Annotated in this window: 1 protein-coding gene; it reads right to left on the bottom strand. The window is 65.4% G+C overall.

The features are described 5' to 3' along the window. Positions 1–103 precede the first annotated feature (103 nt). On the bottom strand, positions 104–2269 hold a 2166-nt coding region (locus ACQKIP_RS36940), incomplete at its 5' end, for an FG-GAP repeat domain-containing protein (protein ID WP_427745139.1).

Below are 2269 nucleotides of genomic sequence, written 5' to 3'. Positions count from 1 at the left end.
TTCTACCCCCCCCGGGGGGCTCCCTCACTTGGTCCGATGTGGTGCGTTCCGCGTGTGGGGGGGGGGCCGGGGGCGGCGGCCCGCCGGGCCCCCCACGCCTGGGTCAGCTAATAGCTTGGTATCCCTGCCAGCCATCGCTGACCTTGGACAGGGCTGCGCTTCCGCTTGCGACGTCGAGGTATCGCCAGAGCGCTTGGTCACTGCGGGTGAGCCAGAGATCGAAGCCTCGTCCGTTGCCGTCGGCGTCTCCTGGCGAAGTAATCAGAGGGATGGCGCTCGGACCGAAGTTGGTGCCGGTCCTGATCTTCGCCGACTGGTCGGCGAGTCCGTCGCCGTCGTTGCTGGTGCCACGGTAGACGTACAGCTCGCCGGTGGTGCGGTCGCGGGCGCCGAGGTCGACGCGTCCGTCACCGTTGGTGTCGCCAGGGGCGAACAGGTCCATGTCCTTCCAGCCGTCTGGGCCGATCAGAATGGGTTCGCGGTCGGTGTCAAGACGGTTGTCCGCAGCACCGAAGTAGAGCCAGAGCAGGCTGCCTTCCTTGACCAGAAGGTCGGGGTATCCGGCTGTATCCGGTGTGCCGTCGTCGTCGATGTCCAGGGGTCCGTCCACGTCACCGATGGCCAGGATCTGGTCGGCGTTGTTCCAGTGGCTGTTGGCCTCGTCGTAGACAGTGAGCTCCTGCCGGTCGCTGGCATCGCCTTCGCAGTCGGTGCAGGCGAAGCCGTAGCCGTTGTTGGGGTGCACCCACAGTCGGTCGGTGTTGGAGGCACTGTCGTGGTTCAGGGCGATAAGATCTTCGTAGGCATCCCCCGTCCAGTCTCCGCGGTGTGTGAGCTTGACCCCCGTCCACAGGGAGTTAGAGGCGGCTGAGGCGGCGTCAGTGACGGTGCCGTCGCCGGCGCCGTAGTAGCGGTGCAGGGCGCCTTCCTTGTCGACGGCCCACAGATCAGGGTTGCCGTCGCCGTTGATGTCGCCGGGCTTGTCGGTTTCTTTGGGGCCGTTGGCGTAGAAGATGTAGTCGGCGGCATCGGACTTGTTGCCGGCCTTGTCGAGACTGCGGGCATACAGATGGTTGGTACCCGCGGTGGTCGGGGTGTACTTGATCGTGACGCTGCCGCCTGCGCTGCTGGGCGTGGCGGTGCGCACGGTGGGCTCGGTGTCGGTCCAGTACTCGTACTTGGCCACGTCCTTGACGCCGCCGCTCGTGAGCTCGAAGGATCCCTGGTTGCGCACGCTCCCGGTGGCCACCGGCCAGCCGTCGCTTCCGTCTGGGAACTGGCTGGAGTTGATGCCGGGCGGGGTGCTGGGGCGGTTGGGGTCGAAGACGAAGCGGCATCCCGACGCGCCCAGGGTCGGTGTCCAGTCTGAGGTAGCTCTGCCGTCGCTGGCCTGGGCCTTCCAGGAGAAGTTTCCGCCGGCGGTGGAGACGTACTGGGCGAGCGTTGCCTTGGGGACCTTGATCTTGGCAACGGTGCCCGAGGTGGCGGAGACGGTCTTGTCGAAGAACACCTTGGGTCCGTCGTCGTGGTGTCCGGTGGCCCACAGATGGAACTGGGCCTTCACGGTGCCGCCGTCCTTGTCGCCGACCTTGGCGGTCAGGTAGACATCGGTGTTGCCGATGGTGCCGTGGGGGGCGACGTCACCGCAGCCTTTGCTGTTCTTCGTGCTGGGGATGGTGTCCAGGCCGGAGGGCGCGTTGGGAATGGTGTTGTACTCGGTGGAGAGCACGGCGGACTTGGCGGAGAACTTCTTCCACCCGAACACATCCGACTCGTTGTCCGCCTGGAGCAGCAGGGAGATGGTGTTCCACTTGCCGGCGGCTGCGTCCTTGGCGGCCGCCGTGGTGTCGAAGGCAAGGTTGCCGGCCGGGCAGTTGGAGCCCCACCCCTTGGAGTCGTTGACCGTATCCAGTTTCTCCCGCTTGTCGGGCTGGTTGTTCCAGGTGGTCGACGAGCCGATCGTTGCGGTGCGGTAGAGGTTGACGGGCTTGGAGGTGCACGACCAGGACCAGGTGTTCTTGATCCGGAACGTGGACTTGATGACCTGCTTCTTGGTGCTCCACAGGTTCTTGGTGTTCATGCGGAAGTAGGAGCGGCCCAGACCGTTGGTCTCGTTCTCGTACCCGACGCGGGCGGTGGAGGTGGACTCACCCGAGCCGCCCCAGCCGCCACCGTTGTAGAAGGAGCCGTTGGGGTACTTCTTATAGGCAATGGTCCACGAGTAGCGAGAGCCCTCGACATAGGGATCGATGTAGACCGGGTAGGTGGC

It is taken from the genome of Streptomyces sp. NPDC059900, assembly GCF_050270335.1.
In the GTDB taxonomy this organism is placed as follows: domain Bacteria; phylum Actinomycetota; class Actinomycetes; order Streptomycetales; family Streptomycetaceae; genus Streptomyces.
This window is presented reverse-complemented; position numbering and strand designations above follow the sequence as displayed.